Source organism: Ancalomicrobiaceae bacterium S20 (genome assembly GCA_040269895.1).
Lineage (GTDB): Bacteria > Pseudomonadota > Alphaproteobacteria > Rhizobiales > Ancalomicrobiaceae > Methyloraptor > Methyloraptor flagellatus.
In genome coordinates this window covers 3,475,760-3,493,320 of sequence record CP158568.1, presented here as the reverse complement: position 1 = coordinate 3,493,320, position 17,561 = coordinate 3,475,760, and the positions used below count along the sequence as shown (strand labels likewise).

The following is a 17,561-nucleotide window of genomic DNA, read 5'->3' as shown; positions in this document are numbered from 1 at the left end:
CGGGACGGGGCCGCCTTCGTCGTTCATGGCGCCGTCGGACGCCCTTAGCCGGCTTCGTTCTGCGACAGCGTGATACCGGCGGCCTCGGACGACGGCGCGGCCGAACGCACGCCGCTCTTCAGCTTATGACCGATCTCGACGATCGCCGTCAGCGCCGGGAGCAGCTCCTCGCCGAGCGTGGTCAGGGCGTATTCGACCGAGGGCGGCGTGGTCGGCTGGATGGTGCGGGTCAGGACGCCGCGTGCCTCCAGCTCCTTCAACCGTTGCGACAGGACCTTCGCCGACACCGGCGGGATGTCGAGCCGCAGCTCGCTGAACCGGCGCGGCCCGGCGCGGAGATGCCAGATCACATTGGGCGCCCAGGCGCCGGCGATGATCGCCATGCACTCGGTCAGCGCGCAGGTCTCCGGCGGCGCGGCGCTGCGGTTCTTGCGGATCTTGAGGCCCATCGCACCCTCCCGCGGTGTGGTCGCCGGTTACCGGCGAGAAACTTGAAAACGAAGTAACCAATGGAAATCAAGTTGGCAACGGTAATGTGCGTTTCTACGGTCGCGGCGTCGATCGCGCCATCCCGGCCGATCCAGTCCATCGAGGTTCCGCCATGCGTCTTTATTTCAAGCCCGGCGCCTGCTCGCTGTCGTCCCGCATCACCCTGATCGAACTCGACCTGCCCTTCGAGGCGATCCAGGTCGACACCGAGGCCGGCACCACGGCGACCGGCGCCGACTATCGCGCGATCAACCCGAAGGGCTACGTCCCGGCGCTCGAGATCGAACCGGGCACGGTGATCACCGAGAATCCTGCGATCCTGCAATATCTCGCGGACCGCGCGCCCGCGGCCGGGCTCGCCCCCGCGCCGGGCACGATCGACCGCGTCCGTCTGCAGGAATGGCTCAATTTCACGTCTTCGGAACTGCACAAGGCCTTCGGCCCCTGGTTTTCCGGCCGGGTGCTCGGCGGCGAGGACAAGGCGCGCGCCGAGGCGACGCTTGCGCGGCGGATCGGCGACGTCGAGCGCGGTCTTGCCGATGGCCGCGCCTTCGTCCTCGGCGAGCGCTTCACCGTCGCCGACGCCTACCTGTTCGTCGTCCTGAACTGGACCGGTTTCATCGGCGTCGATCTCACGCGCTGGCCGAGGGTCGCCGATTATGTCGCCCGCGTCGCGGCCCGGCCCGCGGTGCGGCGGGCGATGGCGGCCGAGGGGCTCCTGGCGAGCGAGGCCGCGCAATGACCGCCGCTGATCAGGAGATTCATGCGCTGCTGCGGACCTACTTCGACGCGCTCTACTTCTGCGATGTCGAACGGCTCCAGCGCGTGTTCCACCCGCAGGCGATCTACGCGACCGCCGACGAGACGCCGTTCCTCTACCGCACCATGGCCGACTATGTGCCGGTCGTCGCCGCGCGCCAGTCGCCGGCTTCGCGCGGCGAGGCGAGGCGCGACCATGTCGATGCCATCGAACGCGCCGGCGACAACACCGCGCTCGCCCGCGTCCGCTGCTCGATCGGCGCCCGCGACTTCGTCGACTTCCTGTCGCTCGTCCGCATCGACGGCGAGTGGCGGATCATCGCCAAGGTCTTCCAGATCATCGAGCGGCAGAGCGGCTGATACCGGTCGCCCAGGAGGAGAGAATCCGATGCCCTATGTGAACATCAAGATCACGCGCGAAGGCGCCACACCCGCCCAGAAGGCCGAGTTGATCAGCGGCGTCACCGACCTGCTCGTGCGCGTGCTCGACAAGAACCCGGCGACCACCTTCGTCGTCATCGACGAGGTCGCCATGGAAGATTGGGGCATCGGCGGTCTGCCGGTGGCCGAGTATCGGCAGGCACTCGGACGGCGAACCTGACACAGGCGAGCGTGGCGCATTTCGCTGCGGGCATGTCCTGATTGCAGGATATACCGCTTGCGTCGTCGAATGATCTTCGGTCTTGAACGTCTGCTCAGGATCGAAATCGATTCCGGCCGCGCCACGCCAGGTTCCAAGATCCATGTCGCATCGCCTGATCCCACGTCCCGAACTCCAGGAACGCCTGCTCAAGGCGTTTCTGGACCATGGCTATGACCAGCTGAACATGGTGGGGCTGGCCAAGGCCGTCGAGATGACGCGTCGATCGCTCTATAATTACTTTACCAACAAGGAGGAGGCGTTCCGTTACGTGGTCGAACACGGAAACGCGAAGGCCGTTCGCCTGGGCATCGAGGCTGGCCGGGCCAAGTTTTCCGAAGGCGCGGATGCGATCGAAATCTTCACGACGATCATCAATGTGCGCTATGGCGAACATCGACGTCGACTGATGACATCGCCGCATGCCGTGGAGATCAACGATCAGGCGTTCCGCCGTTGCCGAGATATCATGGTCTATTCGGCGACGTCATTTCAGGCCCAGATGGCGAGCTTCATCGTCGAGTTGCAGGGCGCCGGACGATTGAAGCTCCAGCCGGGCGTCGCCCCGGCCACCTTGGCACAGTTGATCGCCGATGGCGCGCGTGGCACGAATCAATCCCTGCCGCCGATCGAGAGCGGCGACCTCGAAGGGCGCTATCGCCAGATGGTCGCGGCCCTTCTCTATGGGGTGGCGGGTGCCTGATCCATCGCATCGAGACGGGACGAAAGCGGAGCCGGCTGCGCTCAGGATCGGCCGCACGCAATGCGTGGCCGCGTTCCTCGCGTCGCTCGGCCTCTTCGCCGATATCGGTGAGCTGGCGCTCAACATCGTCTTCGCGACCAGCATCCCCGCGATGCTCGGCCAGGCTCCCGCCTGGGCACATTCGGTCCCGCTCGGGTCCGTCTTCGCCGGCGGGTTCGTCGGCGCGCCGCTGTTCGGCGGCCCCTGAGAACGCGAGTGACCTCCATGAGACCGGCGCGAACCCTCGGTCGACCTGGATCGGGCGCGATCAGCTCTTCGCCGCGATCGCGACGCCGGCGCCGGCCAGCGTCACTGCACTCACCCGGTTGGCCATGCGCATGGCGCGCGGGGTCTGCAACAGGCGTCGGGCGGTGTGCGCCATGAAGGTCCAGCTGAGGTCGATCGCGGCCAGGCTGACGAGCGTCACGCCGGCCAGGATCGCCCATTCCCGCAGACCCGCCGCATGCAGATCGATCAGCGACGGCAGCAGAGCGAGGTAGAACACCATGATCTTCGGATTGCCGAGGGTCAGCGCCATGCCGGCCGCGAACATCGAAAGGGGCGACGGCCGCCGGGGCAGGTCTTCGGTCTTCACGGCCGCCGGGCTGCGCCACATCTTGAACGCCAGCCAGAACAGATAGCCGACGCCGAGCCACTTCAGCAGCTGAAAGCCGAACTGGAACGTCTGCGCGAGCGCTGTCAGGCCCGTCATCGCCATGGTGAGCCAGATCACCTCGCCGATCCACATGGCGGCGAGAAACGGGACGATGTCGCGCCAGCCATTGGTGATCACGCGCGACACCAGGGCCGCGACGCTCGGGCCCGGCGTGCCTGCGTTCAGCAGCAGCGCACCGGCGAAGATGGCGACGGATGACAGTTCCATGGGTGTGCCGGGTCCGATCGAAACGGGATGTGACGTTCCGAACGATAGCAGGTCTGCCGCGCGGTGGCCTCCGTCGGCACCGTCGCCGGGCGCAATGCTGGATCGCCGTCCCACCCCCGCGAGCGCCCGTGCCTTCGACGCTCCCCGACGGAATGATGGCATGGAACCTGCTTCATACCGAGGCCGGCGACGGGATTTTCAGCGCCTCCGGAGGTCCGGGCATGCAAGCCGTAAACGGTGCTCTCGACGTCAGATTGCTGCGGACGCTGCTGCTGCTCGTCAACGAGTGCAGCGTCTCCCGAACGGCCGAGATCCTTGGCCAGACCCAACCGACCGTCAGCCTCGCGTTGAAGCGGCTGCGCGAACTGCTCGGCGATCCGATCCTGGTGCGGTCGGGCGGCTCCCTGGTGCCGACCGAACGGGGGCTCGAGCTGCGCGAGACCGTCAAGCGCCTGCTCGCGGAGATGGACAGCCATCTGTCGCCAGTGCCGAGTTTCGATCCCGCCAAGACCGATCGCCGTTTTCGGCTCGTCGCGGCGAACTGCCTCGGCGCCGTCTTCCTGCCGCTCATTTTTCGAGCAATCGCCCGGCAGGCGCCGCGGGCGCGCGTGGACGTCGTGCCGATGCCGGCCCATGCCGATCTCATGGCGCATCTCGCGGACGGCAATATCGATCTGGTGATCGGCAACTGGCCGAATCCGCCGGAGCAATTGCGGATCGCGCCGCTCCTGTCGACCGCGATCCAGTGCGTCGTCGCCGAAGGTCATCCCTTGGCCGATCTCGACGAACCGCTGACGATGCGGCGCTATCTCGAGGAGAGCCACCTCTCGCCGACATCGGACGAGAGCCTGTCGATGAGTCCGATCGACGGACGTCTGCTCGAACTGGGGCTGCGGCGGCGGATCGCCGCGGCGGTGCCCGAATACGCGATCGTGCCGCACGTGCTGGCGGGCTCCGACCTCCTGTTCACCACCGGCGCCCCCTTCGCGGAGCAGATCGCGCGCGGCATGCCGTTCCGCCTGCTCGATGCGCCGCCTGAACTCGGGCGCATGGAGTTCTATCTGCTCTGGCACGACTGCAAGCACCATTCGGCGGCCCATATCTGGCTGCGGCAGCTGCTCAAGAGCATCGCGGCGGATCTCAAGATGCGAGACCGGGCGCTGGAGAACGCCGGACTGACCGGCCTCGCCGCGGCCGAGTGAGCCGCGGGGCCGCTATCGCTGCGCCCAGAACCGCTCATGGATGACGGCCGCCTCGTCTTCGAGCATCGGGCCGATCACCTCGACCACGCGCTGGCCGCTCGCCAGCACCGTCCGGCAGGGCAGGTCGAGGGTGGGATTTTCGGGATGATCGCCGGTGATCTGCTTCAGCCGGTGCTCGGAAAGACCGTAGACGATGCGGCCGATGCCCGCCCAATAGGCCGCCCCCGCGCACATCGCGCAGGGTTCGGCCGAGGTGTAGAGCGTCGCGTCCATGAGTTCCGGCGGCCGGAAGGCCTGGCTCGCCCGGGTCGCGAGAACGCGTTCGGCGTGTCCTGTCATGTCGCGATGCGGCAGGTAGGCGTTGCCCTGTTCCATCACGACCCGTCCCGCTCCATCGACCAGGATGCAGCCGAAGGGATGGCTGCCCTCGGCCGCGGTCTCCTCGGCGACGGTGAAGGCGCGGCGGAGAAAATGCGCGTGGTCGAGATCGGGCGGTGCCAAAGGCGCTCTCCATGGTCGAGGAGCCTCAGGATCGGCCGTGCGGATTGCGAGGTCAAGGCGGCAGTCGCCGCCGCCTTGTTGGAAAACAATCGCGGGATCAAGGGCTTGGATTCCATTCGGCGGACCGAATAGGGGTTATTACGCTCGCTTTATAGGCATGCCGCTTCCTTGCGCGGATGATCCAGCCATCAGGTTTCGAATTGAGGGGTAACGCGCATGACCATCGGCTTCATGAACCGTCGCCAGCTGCTGGGCGGCCTCGCCGCAGGCGCCGGGCTGACGCTGCTCGGCTCCGCCAACCGTCCGGCCCTCGCGGCGGGCAAGGAACTGGTCTGGGCGACCTGGGACTCCAACGGCCATCCCGAATATGTGGCGCCCTTCGAGGCGAAGACCGGGGCGAAGGTCAAGCTCTCCTACCTGTCGAGCGAGGACGCGCAGTTCGCGGCGTTGAAGACCGGCTCGGCCTCGGATTGGGATATCGTCAATCCGTCGCTCAACGGTGCCTGGCGTTACATCAAGGGCGGCGTGCTGAAGCCGCTCGACCTGTCGAAGCTGCCGGGCACGGCGGCGATGTACGACATCTTCAAGGCCACCGACAAGGTCAAGGACGAGAAGGGGACGACCTACGCGATCCCCTATCTGTGGGGGCTGAACCCGATCGTCTACCGCGCCGACAAGTACGATGCGGAGCCGACCTATTCGACGCTGTTCGACCCGAAATACAAGGGCCAGCTCGCGATGCGCGACTATGCGCTCGAGTCGATCGCGATCGCCGCGCTGCATCTCGGCATTCCGCGCGAGAAGGCCTTCACGCTCTCGACCGCCGAGCTCGCCGAATGCAAGAAGGTGCTGGTCGCGCAGAAGCCGCTGCTGCGCACCTATTGGCAGACGATCGGCGACCTGACCAACCTCTTCGCCACCGGCGAAGTGACCGCGGCCTTCTCCTGGCGCGTGCCCTACGATGCGCTCAAGGACAAGATGAAAGTCGCCATGGCCAAGCCGAAGGCCGGCATCATGGGCTGGTGCGACTGTTTCGGCATTCCCGCCTCGCTCGCCGACGACAAGCTCGAGCTCGCCTACAAGTTCGGCGACTACCTGCTCGGCGCGGAATACGCCGCCGCCATCGCCGAAATCGGCAACTATGCGACGTCGTCGAGCGTGGTGCGCGACAAGCTCTCCAAGGAGAAGCAGGAAGCGATCTTCATCGACAATCTCGACGTGATGAAGACCTTCATGTGGCCGGTCGCGCCGCCGAACTACTCCGAGTGGCTGAAGCTCTGGAACGAGGTCAAGGCGGCCTGAGCCGGTCCGTCCCCGTCCGGGCCGACGTGCCCGAATGGCCCCGGCGCCGCTGCCCGCGCCGGGGCGTCCCGCCCCGTGCTTCGGGGCGACGCCGTCACCACCCGTGAGAGCCACCCGTGAGGGATTGATGCCGGCTTCGACCGCCTTCCAGCCCCGAGACCCTGCCGCAACGCCGCTGCTCCTGTCGGCGCGCGGCCTCGTCAAGCGCTACGGGCAGGCGCCGGCCGTTGCCGGCGTCGATCTCGACATTCCCGAACGCGCCTTCACGACGCTGCTCGGCCCGTCTGGTTGCGGCAAGACCACGATCCTGCGGATGATCGCGGGTTTCGAGCGGCCGGATGCCGGCAGCCTCGAACTCGATGGCCAGTCGATCGTGGCGGTGCCGCCGGAGCGGCGGCCGGTCAACACGGTGTTCCAGTCCTATGCGCTGTTCCCGCATCTGACCGTGTTCGAGAACGTCGCCTTCTCGCTGCGTCTCAAGGGGATCATGCCGAACCTCGAGAACCGCGTGATGCGCGCGCTCGAGGCCGTGCACATGGCTGAATTTGGCGCACGCCTGCCGCATCAGCTCTCGGGTGGCCAGCAGCAGCGCGTGGCGGTCGCCCGCGCCATCGTGGCGGAGCCGCGGCTGCTCCTGCTCGACGAGCCGCTGTCCGCGCTCGATCGCAAGATGCGCGGGCACCTGCAGATCGAGCTCAAGGACCTGCAGCGCCGGCTCGGCATCGCCTTCGTCTATGTGACCCACGACCAGGAGGAGGCCTTCGCGCTGTCCGACGTCGTCGTGGTCATGAACAAGGGCCGGATCGTGCAGAAGGCCGATCCGCGCACCGTCTATGCGCGGCCGGCCGACAGTTTCGTCGCCGATTTCATCGGCGGCGCCGCGCTGGTCGAGGGCCGCATCCTCGAGGCCGCGGCGGGCGAGGCCTCGATCGACACGCCGCTCGGGGTGGTCCGTGCCGCCGCGGTCGAAGGCCTCGCGCCCGGCGATCGCGCCATGCTGGTGGTCCGGCCGGAGGGCATCGAGGCCGGAGCGGGCGGCGCCCTCGTCGGCGAGGTCACCCATGTCGTGTTCCAGGGTGACCGGACCCTGGTCGAGGTCGTGGCCGCCGGCGTCCGGCTGAGCTACGCCGGCCACGACGCGCCGGCGCCGGGGACGGCGGTCGGCCTCGCCCTGCGATCCGAGCGTTGTTTCGTCACGAGGGTCGCGGCATGAGCTGGTTGTCCGCGCTCGGCCGCCCCCATCTCGCGATCCCCGTCGCGATCCTTCTGACCCTCGGCTGCGTGGCGCCGCTCCTGGTGCTGTTCGTCTTCTCGGTTTTCGAGGTCGAGGACTTCGTGCTCGTGCCGGCCCTCTCGGCGCGGGCCTGGATCGAGCTGTTCTCGACCGCGATCTTCTGGATCCTGATCGGCAAGGCGATCCTCTCGGGCGCCTTCGCCGCGCTGTCCACGGCCATCCTCGGCTACCCGATCGCGGTCGCGCTCGCGGGCCTGCCGACCGCCTGGAAGAGCGTCGGCGTCGTCGTGCTGCTGACGCCGCTCTACACGGGCGAGATCGTCCGCATCTACGCCTGGCGCATCGTGCTCGGTGCCGAGGGGCTGCTCAATGCGGTGCTGAAGGCGCTCGGGCTCGTCGCCGCGCCGGTGAAATGGTTCCTGTTCACGCCGTTCACGACCGGGCTCGTGCTGACCTACAACAACCTGCCCTTCATGGTGCTGGCGATCTGGGTTTCGGCCGAGATGATCGATCGCCGGCTCATCGAGGCGGCGCGCGATCTCGGCGCCCGCCCGATCGACGCCTTCTTCAAGGTCACGCTGCCGCTGACCATCCCCGGTCTCGCCGCCGGCGTCTTCGCCGTCTTCGCGCTGGCGGCCGGCGAGATGCTGACCCCGAGCCTGCTCGGCGGCACGTCCGGCGGCACGGCCATGGCCATGATCGACAACCTGTTCGGCACCGCCTTCGACTGGCCCATGGCGTCGGCCTTCGCGCTCGGCCTGCTGGCGAGCCTGTTCGTCGCCGCGCTGGCGCTCGCCTTCGGCCTGATGCGGCTCGGACCGGCGCGCGCGGTCCTGTCGCGCGGAGGCGTGGCATGAGCCGCTTCACGGCCACGGTGCTCGGGCTTGCGACGGCGTTCCTCTATCTGCCGATCGTCGTGCTCGCGATCTTCTCGTTCAACGACAGCGACCTCATGGCCTTCCCGCTCTCGGGCTTCACCCTCAAGTGGTACGCCGAGCTCGCCGGCAATGCGGCCTTCCACAGGGGCTTCGTGACGAGCTTTCTGATCGCCCAGCCGGTCGGGCTGATCGCGATGCTGGTCGGGCTCGGTGCGGCGCTGGCGCTGACCGCCCCCGGCCTCCGATGGCGGATCGGGTTCGGCGCCTTGATCCTGCTGCCGTTCCTGGTGCCGAAGTCGGTGCTCTCGATCGCACAGGCCATGATCATGAGCCGCGTCGGGCTCGAGCGCGGTGCCGTCGCGCTGATCCTCGCGCAGTCGCTCGTGGCGATCCCGTTCACGACCGTGATGCTCTCCGCCGTGCTGGTCCGGATCGATCCGCGGCTCGACGAAGCGGCGCGTGATCTCGGTGCGACGCCCTGGCAGAGCTTCCGGCTCGTGCTGCTGCCGCAGATCAAGGGCGCGCTGGCGGGCGCCTTCTCGGTCGGCGTGATCCTGTCGCTCGCCGATCTCACCATCGCGATGTTTCTCGCCGGCCGGACCCAGCCGCTGTCGCTGATCGTCGCCTCCGAGTTCCGCCGCGAACTTCGCCCGGACCTCAATGCGATGCAGGTCTCGGTGCTCGCGCTGACCGCGGTGATCGTCGCCGCCAGTGAGCTCTACCGCCGGCGCCGCATCCGGCGCCGCCCTGTCGTCGCCGCCACCGCTCCTGAAACCGCACCCGTCGGAGCCGCGTCATGACCCGTTTCATCGACGCCGAGGCGCGCGCCGGCGATCCGGTCGCGGCGCCGCCCTCCGACCATCCGACCGCCGAGGTGGACGCATGACCATGGCCCCTGCTCGCGTCCTCTCGCGCCTGGAGGTTCTCGCCGCCGCCGCGCGCGACGATCTCGACGCCCTGTCCTATCCCGACCGGTCCTGGCTGCGCCCGCGCAACGGTCCGGACGGCCGACCGGTCGACGACGTGCTGATCGTGGGCGGCGGCCAGTCGGGCGTCATCATCGCCGCGCATCTGAAGCGCGAAGGGCTCGAACGCGTCGCCGTCCTCGATCGCTGCGAACCGGGCGAGGAGGGGCCATGGCGCACCTTCGCGCGCATGAGCGAGCTCAGGACGCCGAAGACCACGGTCGGCAACGAATTCGGCATCGTCAATCTGTCGGTCCGGCGCTGGTACGAAACCCGCTACGGCGCCGCAGCCTGGGCCGCGCTCGATCGCATTCCGCGCACCGACTGGAAGGACTATCTCGACTGGTATGCGGACGTCACCGGCGTCCGGATCGAGAACCGGACGCTGGTGACCGACATCGCCCAGGCCGGCGATCTCGTGCGCGTCGACACGCTGGTCGGCAACAAGCCGCATGCGCGCTTCGCCCGCACGGTCGTCATCGCCACGGGATTCGACGGGGCGGGCGCCTGGCGGGCGCCGGACTTCATCCGCGCCGCCCTGCCGCGCCGCGCCTACGACCACTCCAACGGCCCGATCGATTTCGCGCGGCTCCAGGGCAAGCGCGTCGGCATTCTCGGCCATGGCGCCTCGGCCTTCGACAATGCGATTACCGCGTTGCGGGCAGGGGCGGCGAGCGCGGAGGTCTCGTTCCGGCGCGCCAGACTGCCGCGGGTCAATCCGCATCGCGCCATCGAGACGGCGGGGCTCATGAGCCACTTTCCCGCCCTGGCCGACGCGACCCGCTGGCGCATCGCGCGGTTCTTTCGCGAGAAGGACCAGCCGCCGCCTATGACCGCCTTCAACAAGGCGCTCGCGCTGCCCGGATTCAGGCTGCGCCCGGCGACGCCCTGGACGTCGGTCGCGCTCGAGGGCGAGGCGATCCGCGTCGAGACGCCCCACGGTCCGCTGACCTACGACCACCTGATCCTCGCGACCGGCGCCGTGATCGATCTCGACGCCCGTCCGGAATTGAAGACCCTGGCGAGCCGGGTCGCGCTGTGGTCGGACCGCTACGCACCCGGACCGGACGAGGAAGACGCGCGGCTCGCGGCGCTGCCATATCTCGACGAGGGCTACGGTTTCGTGCCGAAGGCGACCGACGAGGACTGGGTCGGCCGTGTCTTCGCCTTCAACGGCCTGAGCGTCGTCAGCCACGGGCCGCACTCGACCTCGATCAGCGGCCACCGTCACGCCTTGCCCCGCGTCGTGCGCGGCGTCACCCGGCGGCTGCTCGTCGACCATGAGCGGGACGTTCTGCCGGATCTCGCCGCCTACTGGTCCGACGATCTGCCGATCCCGGACGACTTCGAAGACCGCACCGCCGACTGACGAGAGGAGGACGCGCCCATGGCCGCCACGATCGCAACGACATCCGACTTCGCCCTGCAGGACCTCGCGATCAACGAACTGACCTCCGACGCCTTCGCCCCGTTCGGCACGGTCGTGCCACCGATGGAGGACGGCGTCGAATTCGGGCCGCACGATGCGCAGCTCGACCTGACCCAGGGCACGCCGCGCTTCTATTGCATGCGCATCCCCGGCAGGGGCCTGCTGGTCAAGCAGATCACGCGGCATCGCAGCGTGACGCAGACGCTGGCCTCCTCCGGCGGCCACGACTGGTGGCTCGCGGTCGCGCCGCCCAAGAACCTCGACGTTCCCGATGCCGAGCCGGCGATCGAGGACATCCGCGCGTTCCGGATCCCGGGCGATACGGCCGTCATGCTGTACAAGGGCACCTGGCACGCCGGGCCGCTGTTCGACGGCGGCGAGCGCAGCTTCTTCAACCTCGAACTCGCCGATACCAATGTGGTCGACCACCACACCTGCAAGCTGACCGCGCGCTACGGTCTGGCGCTGAAGCTGGTGTGAGGCTCAGCCGGCGACCTCGAGGATCAGCCGCGACGGCGATCCGGCTCCGTGCCGGATCGCCAGGGTCGTGACCAGGCATGAGGCGAGGCTGGCCTCCTCCGGGCGACGTCCGGTTCCCGGATTGACCATGAAGGCCGGCCAGGCCGCGGCCTGGAGCGACAGACGCAGCCGCGCACCCGCCGGCACGGTCATCACGACGCGGTGCATGCCCACCCCGACCAGGGCGCCGCCGGCCGCCTGCGCGACACGTCGGAAGCCGCCCGCGATGGCGAGGGCGCGACCATCCTCCGACACGATCGAGAGCGTCGCCGCCACGTCGAAGCTCGGCCGGTCGCAGTCGATATGGACCTCGGCGCCGACCCTGCCCGCGAGCGTCAGCGGTTCGGCGAGCGGTGCGCTCGTATAGACCGCGACATCGCCACGTCCGTCCACGTCGGAGCGATCCTGATAGCCCCCGGGGGAGCCGAGCGCGAGACCATGGGCCGGTGCCGGGCGCCAGGGGTCGTGCACCAGGCGATCGACCTCCGGCGCCTGCGGTTCCGGCGCCAGCACGCCGTCCGTGACGGTCGGACAGGCCCGGCCCGTCGAGCCGAGGTGGAGAACCTGCGGACGGATCGGGCCGAGATCCGCCGGCGTCACATAGGTCCGCCGCCCCAGGTCGAACAGCCGGATCGCCTCCGCGACGGGCGGAGCGTCCTTGAGCACATGGTCGAAGAAGCCGAGGATCGCCGCGTCGCCGCCGGTGGCCGCCTCCGGGCCGCAATCGAGCGCGCCGACATGCCGGCTCCACGGGATATGCGGCCATGGCCCGACCATGAGCTCCGCGCGGGCGCCTCCGGCCGCGAAGGCTTCGTGCGCGGCGAAGGTGCCGTCGATCATGATGTCGAGCCATCCGCCGAGGTGCAGGCTCGGCACATCGCAGGCGTGTCCGGCGAGCACGGCATGCGGCGACCGCGCCGCCCAGTAGCCGGGGTCGTCCGCGAGCCAGTCGTGGTAATGGGTGAGGTGCCGGTGGGTGTCGAGCACGTCGAGGCGCGCCGGGACCGGGCCCGAGCAGAGCCGCCCCAGGGCCGAACGGATCGCATGATAGGCCGCCGCGTCGCCCGCGACGCGTGCCTGCTCCGCGGCCATCTGCACGGCCCAGTACTGATTGCCCTCGAGCCGGAAGGCGCCGCCCTCGAAGGCCCAGTGATCGCGTACATTCCAGGGCGCCATCGCGATCGCCATGGCCGAGGGCCGCGCGCCGCCGGACCGCAGCGCGCCGGCGAGTGCCATGAACTGGGTCATGCCCTGATAGCTGAAGCCATAGGTCGCGACCCGGCCGTCGCCGCCCGCGAGGCCGGCGGCCGCGTCCAGGGTCTCGGCTCCGTCGGCGACGTCGCCCGCGAGAATGTCGAAGCGCCCCTCGCTGTCGCCGCGGCCACGCACGTCCTGCACCATCACGACATAACCGTGCGAGGCGTACCAGGCGGGATGCGCGAGCACGACCGTCGAGGCGATCCGCCGCCCGTAGGGCTGGCGCATCAGCAGCACGGGGCAGGCGCCGGCGCCGACCGGCCGGTAGACGTCGGCCACGAGCCGGGCGCCGTCGCGCATGGTGGTCTCGATCGTGACCGGATCGGCGACGGGATATCGCATGAAGGCTCCGTTCAGGGCGAAAAGCGTGTCTCCGCGGTCAGTCTCGCGCAGTCGAAGGCGGCGACGTCGCCGATCAGCCGCACCAGGGTTTCGGCGGCGCGCGCAATCACCGCATCGCCCTTGACCACGGTCGCGGCGGACGCGTCGCCGCACACGCCCGCCGGATGCAGGTCCTGCGCCTGCCAGCCGAAGCCGACCCGCCCCTCGGCCGTGAGCAGGCTCCCCGAAGCGGCGATCTCCACGGTGAGCGGCACGAAATTCTCCGCCCGGTCCATCGCGACGAGATCGCCGTGCAGCGCGAGCATGACGCTGGTTTCGAGATCGCCGCCGTGGATGCCGTGTTCGAGCTCGTCCGCCGGGAAGAGATCATCGACGGGCGTGACGCGGAACCAGGAGCAGGCGACCGCGAGCATGCCGAGCTCGATCCGGATCCGCCGGCAGACGATGTCCATCAACGCCATCTGTCCGCCATGCGAGTTGAAGAACAGGATCTTGCGGGCGCCCGCCCGCGCCACGCTCGCCGCCAGCTCGAACCAGACCGCCGCGAGCGTCTCGGCCGAGAGCGTCAGCGTGCCGGGAAAGGCGAGGTGCTCGTCCGACTTGCCGAATGGCATCATCGGCAGCACGAGCAAGTCCGAGCCGCGCGGCAGGCGTTCCAGGGCGGCGGCAACGATCCCGGCGTTGATCGCGGCGTCGACCCGGACCGGGAGATGCGGTCCATGCTGCTCGACCGCGCCGACCGGCAGCACGACGACGGCGTTCGAGAGATCACGCGCCGCGAAGGCGGCGGTGGTCAGGTCCCACCAGGAGAACCGGCCGGTCATGGTGCCACCGCAGCGTTTGCGGCGAGGGTCGCCTTGGCGATCTTGCCTGTCGGGGTCATCGGCAGCTCCTTCGCGATGCGGATTTCGAGGCGGGTGAGATCGTAGGGCACGCGGCCTGCTATCGCCGCCTTGAGCGCGGTGGGGTCCGGTGCCTCGCCCGGCTTGGCGGTGACGAAGGCGATCGGAACGGTGCCTTCCGGACCCGGAATGCCGATCAGCGCGGCAAGAGATACGCCCGGCTCGGCTGCCAGCGCCTCCTCGATGTCGCGCGGGAACCAGTCGACGCCGTCGACCGTCACCAGCTCGGAGCGCCGTCCGCGCATGGTGACGAAGCCGTCGGCGTCCATCGATCCGAGGTCGCCGGAGCGAAGCCAGCCGTCTCGCGTCGCGGCCGCGGTCTGTTCCGGCCGGCCCCAGTAGCCGGCCATGAAGCCGCCCCTGAGCGAGATCTCGCCGACGCGTCCGAGCGCCGCGACCGTGTCGGCGGAGGTGAGGATCGCCACCTCCTTGTCCGGCAGCGCGGGGCCGACCCGCATGAGCTTGGCGTCGTCCGGCTCGAGTTCGGGGAAGCCGAGCGCGAAGAAGCCGCCGAGTTCGCTCTGGCCGTAACTCTCCACGAGCGGCAGCCCGAGCCGATCCCGGAACGCCTGCTTCAGCGCCGGCGGCACCGGCCCGCCGCCGGACAGTCCGAACCGCAAGGGCGACGGCAGCCGGCCGCGCCGCTCGGATTCTTCGAGGAGTTCGGTGAGCACGACCGGATTGCCGACGAACAGTGTCGCGTCGGCGGCGGCGAGCGCATCCCAGCCGGTTTCGCGCGTCCACTGGCCCATGACATTGATCGTTGCCCCGCTCGCCAGTTGCGGCAACAGGTTGGCGACGAGCTGATAGGAGCTCGACAGCGCGGTCGGCCCGAACGAGCGGTCGTCCTGACGGATGCGCAGACGCTCGCCGATGCAACGGCACGCGGTCACGGTCGGCTCATGCGCGAGGCAGGCCCCCTTGGGCCTGCCGGTGGTGCCCGACGTGTAGGAGAGGTGTGCGATCGCATCCGCCCGGGCCGGATCCGCGGGCGCGGCGAGCTTCGCCGCCATCAGCTCCGGCAGCGACAACGCCCCGTCCTGCGGCCCGTCCATGCAGATCAGATGCGCGACCCCGCCGACCGCGCGCGCCGCGGCCCGGACTGGCTCGGCCATGTCATGCGTGTAGACGATCACCTTCGGCCGGTGATCCTCGACATAATAGGCGAGGTCCTCGGCGTATTTGACATTGACCAGCGCCGAGATCGCGCCGATCCGCCAAGAGCCCAGCATGGTCACGAGATAGTCGAGCCCATTGTGGGCGAACACGAGCACCCGATCGCCCGGACCGACGCCGAGGCTCGCGAGCGCGCCCGCCATGGCCTCCATCGCGGCGACTGCGTCGGCATAGGTCAGCGTGCGCCCGCGATCGACCCATCGAAACGCGATGCGATCGGGCACGCGCATGGCGCTGGTCTCGAGAAGGCGGTGCATCAGCATGAAGCGGCGGCCGTTCGGATCGTTGCTCTGGCGCCAGAGCATCGATTTGCGAAGGCCAAAGGTGAACCGGGTCGGCGCCGATAGCGCCTATTGGCACGGCGAAATATCGAAGTCGCGTCCGGCACGGCGAGGGCCGATCAAGGGTGGTCCGCGCCATGCACGGTGGCGTGTCGCGGTCGCTATCGCTCTTCGCGTTCGACAATGATACCGGTTCCCGCCCCTCGTATCGGGCAGGTTCGTGCAGCGGCGGCACATGCTGGAAGGCGATTGGCGGAATTTGGCGCACCCGACAGGATTCGAACCTGTGACCTTTGCCTTCGGAGGGCAACACTCTATCCAGCTGAGCTACGGGTGCTCGTCGAAGCAGGGCTTCGAACCACGAGGGGTGTCATAGCCGATCGCATCCGCCGGGGCAATCGCCTTGCGCGGTCTCTCCCGGCGGATCTGAACCGCGCTGTGCTTCGCCGCATCACGTCGAGCCACGCCACGTCAAACCAAGCCGTGTCGAACCACACCCCGTCGCGCCACGTCGCGCGGTGGCCGATGCGCCGCCTCACTCGGCTTCGATGAAGGCCTTGGTCAGGTGGTGGGCGATCGCGATCGGCTTCGGCACGGTCAGGCCGTCCGGGTGGCGCTCGGCGTGCATCTGCCGCACTTCCTCGCGCGAAAACCAGCGGCAGTCCTCGAGCTCGGCCTCGTCGCAGACGATCGCCTCGTCGAGCGCCTCGCCGATCATGCCGATCATCAGCGTCGAGGGGAACGGCCATGGCTGGCTGGCGAAATAGCCGACGCGGCCGACCCGGATATGGGCTTCCTCGAAGGTCTCGCGCCGGACCGCGTCCTCGATCGTCTCGCCGGGCTCGAGAAAGCCGGCGAGGCAGGAATACATGCCGGGCGCGAACCGCGCCTGCCGGCCGAGCAGGCAGCGGTCGCCACGCGTGATCAGCATGATGACGACGGGATCGGTGCGCGGGAAATGCTGCGCGCCGCAGGCCGGGCAGTCGCGCCGGTAGCCGGCGGAACTCATCACGGTCGGCGCGCCGCACTTGGCGCAGAAGCCGTGATTCTCGTGCCAGAGCAGCAGCGAGCGCGCCTGCGCCAGCGCGCCGGCCTCCTCGCGGTCGATTGCGCCGGAGAGCACGACCGTGCGCATGTCGAACAGCTTGTGGATGCCGCTCGCCTCGATCGCTTCCGGCGCGGCTGCGACCGCCGCGCCGAACCACGGCGCCGGGCCGGACGGCACTTGGCGTACCGCGCCTTCAGGCTCGAAGCCGAGCAGCACCGGCTCGCCGACGATGCCGAACGCGGCGGCCGCCGTCGGCGACAAGGCCGCCGTGACCCGGCCGCAGCCGCGCATCGAGACGATCGCCTTGTCGCCCGAGAACAACAGGAAGCGCGCATCCGCCCGTGCGCGCTGGTTCGCGGCCCAGGCCGCGTCGCCGCGCGTCTCGCCGCGCCGGTCGAGCCTGTTGCCGGTGTAGCCGATGCGGGTGGAGGGTTCGTCTTCCGGCAGGATCAAGCGCATCCGTCGTTCCTCGCGTCGTGGCCCGCGGCCGCCGCGTCACCGCAGCGGGTCTCGCGTCATTGACGCTCCGTTCGTGGCGAGCGTCAGGCGAGCCGCGCCTTCAGCTTGGCAATAAAGGCCTCGGCCGCATCGTCGGCATAGTCGACCGGCGGCGCCTTGCCCCAGACCGGCCCCGGCCAGGCCGGATCGCTATCGAACCGCGCGATGACATGCACATGAAGCTGGCGGACCTGATTGCCGAGCGCGGCGATGTTGAGCTTGGTCGGCGCGGTCTCGGCCCGGAGTGCCTCGGCGACTTGCGACACTTCGTCGAACAGCCAGGCGCGGTCATGGGCGGAGAGATCGAGGATCTCGGCGAGCCCGCTTTGGCGCGGCACCACGATCGTCCAGGGATAGGTCCGGTCGCGCATCAAGAGCACGCGGCAGAGCGGCAGGTCGGTCACGACCCGCGTATCGGCGGCGAGACGCGGGTCGAGGGCGAAGGTGGGCGCGGCGGTCACGGGAAGGCTCGGTCCGAAATCGGAAGGGGAAAAATGCATCGCGCGGGCGCATG

20 protein-coding genes and 1 tRNA gene are annotated in these 17,561 nt (G+C 69.0%); 12 read left to right on the top strand and 9 right to left on the bottom strand.

Annotation, left to right across the window (positions count from 1 at the left end):
* Positions 1–44: 44 nt before the first annotated feature.
* Positions 45–449 carry a helix-turn-helix domain-containing protein gene (locus ABS361_15875; protein XBY43552.1) on the bottom strand — a complete coding sequence of 135 codons (405 nt, stop codon included), beginning with the start codon at positions 447–449 and terminating at the stop codon, positions 45–47.
* Positions 450–601: 152 nt separating this feature from the next.
* Here ABS361_15875 and ABS361_15870 point away from each other — a divergent pair, with 152 nt between their 5' ends.
* The 5 genes from ABS361_15870 (at position 602) to ABS361_15850 (ending at position 2,838) form a co-directional block, all read left to right on the top strand.
* Positions 602–1,231 carry a glutathione S-transferase C-terminal domain-containing protein gene (locus ABS361_15870; GenBank protein ID XBY43551.1) on the top strand — a complete coding sequence of 210 codons (630 nt, stop codon included), beginning with the start codon at positions 602–604 and terminating at the stop codon, positions 1,229–1,231.
* The gene (locus tag ABS361_15865) at positions 1,228–1,608 is read left to right on the top strand and encodes a nuclear transport factor 2 family protein (GenBank protein XBY43550.1); all 381 of its coding nucleotides are present in this window, start codon (positions 1,228–1,230) and stop codon (positions 1,606–1,608) included. The genes ABS361_15870 and ABS361_15865 overlap by 4 nt, the downstream gene beginning before the upstream one ends.
* Before the next feature lie 28 nt (positions 1,609–1,636).
* Positions 1,637–1,849 (top strand): 4-oxalocrotonate tautomerase family protein, encoded by a 213-nt coding sequence (locus tag ABS361_15860; GenBank protein XBY43549.1) that lies wholly within the window; start codon positions 1,637–1,639, stop codon positions 1,847–1,849.
* Positions 1,850–1,991: 142 nt separating this feature from the next.
* Positions 1,992–2,591: a TetR/AcrR family transcriptional regulator gene (locus ABS361_15855; GenBank protein XBY43548.1), complete on the top strand. Its 600-nt coding sequence runs from the start codon at positions 1,992–1,994 to the stop codon at positions 2,589–2,591.
* Positions 2,592–2,655: 64 nt separating this feature from the next.
* A complete protein-coding gene (locus ABS361_15850) occupies positions 2,656–2,838 on the top strand; it encodes a hypothetical protein (GenBank protein XBY43547.1) in 183 nt (60 codons plus the stop codon).
* Between the two features lie 60 nt (positions 2,839–2,898).
* Here ABS361_15850 and ABS361_15845 read toward each other — a convergent pair whose 3' ends face one another.
* Positions 2,899–3,513 (bottom strand): LysE family translocator, encoded by a 615-nt coding sequence (locus ABS361_15845; GenBank protein ID XBY43546.1) that lies wholly within the window; start codon positions 3,511–3,513, stop codon positions 2,899–2,901.
* 221 nt (positions 3,514–3,734) lie between these two features.
* On the opposite strand from ABS361_15845, the gene ABS361_15840 reads away from it, so the two are divergent.
* Positions 3,735–4,715, top strand: coding sequence for a LysR family transcriptional regulator (locus ABS361_15840; protein ID XBY43545.1), 981 nt, complete (start codon positions 3,735–3,737; stop codon positions 4,713–4,715).
* A 12-nt stretch (positions 4,716–4,727) separates the two neighbouring features.
* On the opposite strand, the gene ABS361_15835 is transcribed toward ABS361_15840, so the two are convergent.
* Entirely contained in the window at positions 4,728–5,216 is a 489-nt protein-coding gene (locus ABS361_15835) for a nucleoside deaminase (protein XBY43544.1), read from the bottom strand.
* Between the two features lie 216 nt (positions 5,217–5,432).
* Here ABS361_15835 and ABS361_15830 point away from each other — a divergent pair, with 216 nt between their 5' ends.
* From ABS361_15830 to ABS361_15805, 6 genes are all read left to right on the top strand, one after another.
* Positions 5,433–6,518 carry an extracellular solute-binding protein gene (locus ABS361_15830; protein ID XBY43543.1) on the top strand — a complete coding sequence of 362 codons (1,086 nt, stop codon included), beginning with the start codon at positions 5,433–5,435 and terminating at the stop codon, positions 6,516–6,518.
* A 127-nt stretch (positions 6,519–6,645) separates the two neighbouring features.
* Positions 6,646–7,731 carry an ABC transporter ATP-binding protein gene (locus tag ABS361_15825; protein ID XBY43542.1) on the top strand — a complete coding sequence of 362 codons (1,086 nt, stop codon included), beginning with the start codon at positions 6,646–6,648 and terminating at the stop codon, positions 7,729–7,731.
* Positions 7,728–8,609: an ABC transporter permease gene (locus ABS361_15820; protein ID XBY43541.1), complete on the top strand. Its 882-nt coding sequence runs from the start codon at positions 7,728–7,730 to the stop codon at positions 8,607–8,609. Before ABS361_15825 ends, ABS361_15820 begins: the two co-directional genes overlap by 4 nt.
* A complete protein-coding gene (locus ABS361_15815) occupies positions 8,606–9,430 on the top strand; it encodes an ABC transporter permease (protein XBY43540.1) in 825 nt (274 codons plus the stop codon). The genes ABS361_15820 and ABS361_15815 overlap by 4 nt, the downstream gene beginning before the upstream one ends.
* A gap of 82 nt (positions 9,431–9,512) precedes the next feature.
* Entirely contained in the window at positions 9,513–10,964 is a 1,452-nt protein-coding gene (locus ABS361_15810) for an NAD(P)/FAD-dependent oxidoreductase (GenBank protein XBY43539.1), read from the top strand.
* Positions 10,965–10,982: 18 nt separating this feature from the next.
* A complete protein-coding gene (locus ABS361_15805; protein ID XBY43538.1) occupies positions 10,983–11,504 on the top strand; it encodes an ureidoglycolate lyase in 522 nt (173 codons plus the stop codon).
* A 3-nt stretch (positions 11,505–11,507) separates the two neighbouring features.
* Here the strand turns inward: ABS361_15805 and ABS361_15800 are convergent, their stop codons facing one another.
* From ABS361_15800 to ABS361_15775, 6 genes are all read right to left on the bottom strand, one after another.
* Entirely contained in the window at positions 11,508–13,142 is a 1,635-nt protein-coding gene (locus ABS361_15800; GenBank protein XBY43537.1) for a CocE/NonD family hydrolase, read from the bottom strand.
* Positions 13,143–13,153: 11 nt separating this feature from the next.
* Entirely contained in the window at positions 13,154–13,966 is an 813-nt protein-coding gene (locus tag ABS361_15795; GenBank protein ID XBY43536.1) for a creatininase family protein, read from the bottom strand.
* A complete protein-coding gene (locus ABS361_15790) occupies positions 13,963–15,525 on the bottom strand; it encodes a class I adenylate-forming enzyme family protein (protein ID XBY43535.1) in 1,563 nt (520 codons plus the stop codon). The genes ABS361_15795 and ABS361_15790 overlap by 4 nt, the downstream gene beginning before the upstream one ends.
* Positions 15,526–15,761: 236 nt before the next feature.
* Positions 15,762–15,838, bottom strand: a tRNA-Arg gene (locus ABS361_15785).
* Between the two features lie 198 nt (positions 15,839–16,036).
* Positions 16,037–17,008 carry an NAD(+) diphosphatase gene (gene nudC / locus ABS361_15780; GenBank protein XBY43534.1) on the bottom strand — a complete coding sequence of 324 codons (972 nt, stop codon included), beginning with the start codon at positions 17,006–17,008 and terminating at the stop codon, positions 16,037–16,039.
* 83 nt (positions 17,009–17,091) lie between these two features.
* Positions 17,092–17,508: an HIT family protein gene (locus tag ABS361_15775; protein ID XBY43533.1), complete on the bottom strand. Its 417-nt coding sequence runs from the start codon at positions 17,506–17,508 to the stop codon at positions 17,092–17,094.
* Between the last annotated feature and the right edge of the window lie 53 nt (positions 17,509–17,561).

Bases quoted from the DNA above. Each gene is read 5' to 3' on its own strand.
- ABS361_15820 (XBY43541.1), top strand. From the start codon at position 7,728: ATGAGCTGGTTGTCCGCGCTCGGCCGCCCCCATCTCGCGATCCCCGTC.
- ABS361_15855 (XBY43548.1), top strand. From the start codon at position 1,992: ATGTCGCATCGCCTGATCCCACGTCCCGAACTCCAGGAACGCCTGCTC.
- ABS361_15870 (XBY43551.1), top strand. From the start codon at position 602: ATGCGTCTTTATTTCAAGCCCGGCGCCTGCTCGCTGTCGTCCCGCATC.
- ABS361_15815 (XBY43540.1), top strand. From the start codon at position 8,606: ATGAGCCGCTTCACGGCCACGGTGCTCGGGCTTGCGACGGCGTTCCTC.
- nudC (XBY43534.1), bottom strand. From the start codon at position 17,008: ATGCGCTTGATCCTGCCGGAAGACGAACCCTCCACCCGCATCGGCTAC.
- ABS361_15825 (XBY43542.1), top strand. From the start codon at position 6,646: ATGCCGGCTTCGACCGCCTTCCAGCCCCGAGACCCTGCCGCAACGCCG.
- ABS361_15810 (XBY43539.1), top strand. From the start codon at position 9,513: ATGACCATGGCCCCTGCTCGCGTCCTCTCGCGCCTGGAGGTTCTCGCC.
- ABS361_15795 (XBY43536.1), bottom strand. From the start codon at position 13,966: ATGACCGGCCGGTTCTCCTGGTGGGACCTGACCACCGCCGCCTTCGCG.
- ABS361_15860 (XBY43549.1), top strand. From the start codon at position 1,637: ATGCCCTATGTGAACATCAAGATCACGCGCGAAGGCGCCACACCCGCC.
- ABS361_15805 (XBY43538.1), top strand. From the start codon at position 10,983: ATGGCCGCCACGATCGCAACGACATCCGACTTCGCCCTGCAGGACCTC.
- ABS361_15840 (XBY43545.1), top strand. From the start codon at position 3,735: ATGCAAGCCGTAAACGGTGCTCTCGACGTCAGATTGCTGCGGACGCTG.
- ABS361_15845 (XBY43546.1), bottom strand. From the start codon at position 3,513: ATGGAACTGTCATCCGTCGCCATCTTCGCCGGTGCGCTGCTGCTGAAC.
- ABS361_15800 (XBY43537.1), bottom strand. From the start codon at position 13,142: ATGCGATATCCCGTCGCCGATCCGGTCACGATCGAGACCACCATGCGC.
- ABS361_15865 (XBY43550.1), top strand. From the start codon at position 1,228: ATGACCGCCGCTGATCAGGAGATTCATGCGCTGCTGCGGACCTACTTC.
- ABS361_15830 (XBY43543.1), top strand. From the start codon at position 5,433: ATGACCATCGGCTTCATGAACCGTCGCCAGCTGCTGGGCGGCCTCGCC.
- ABS361_15875 (XBY43552.1), bottom strand. From the start codon at position 449: ATGGGCCTCAAGATCCGCAAGAACCGCAGCGCCGCGCCGCCGGAGACC.
- ABS361_15790 (XBY43535.1), bottom strand. From the start codon at position 15,525: ATGCTCTGGCGCCAGAGCAACGATCCGAACGGCCGCCGCTTCATGCTG.